Origin of the sequence: Bacillus cereus group sp. N12, assembly GCF_016483575.1 — a bacterium.
GTDB lineage: Bacteria > Bacillota > Bacilli > Bacillales > Bacillaceae_G > Bacillus_A > Bacillus_A toyonensis.
Genome location: NZ_JAEHBO010000221.1, coordinates 1 through 279 on the forward strand (window position 1 = coordinate 1; position 279 = coordinate 279).

Genomic DNA, 279 nt, shown 5'->3' on the forward strand with positions numbered 1-279 from the left:
CAAGGAAATGAGTTCAAGTACACAGTAAATGAAGTAAAAGTGAAAGACTATGAAACAAAAGTAGAAGGAACAACGATTACGAACACTTACAAGAATACGGAAACAACAGAAGTAAGTGGTAAGAAAGTCTGGGAAGACTACAACAATAAGTTCAACACACGTCCAGAAGGCATCACAGTTCAATTACTTCAAAATGGAACAGAGTTCCAAACAAAAGAAGTAAAGGCTGATAAGGATGGTAACTGGAGTTTCGACTTCAAAGATCTACCAAAGTACGAT

1 protein-coding gene is annotated in these 279 nt (G+C 36.6%); it reads left to right on the forward strand.

The genetic code is table 11. From position 1 onward, the window contains the following. Positions 1-279 (forward strand): Cna B-type domain-containing protein (locus tag JDS92_RS30230; protein WP_199633055.1); only part of this gene is annotated, 279 nt, incomplete at both ends.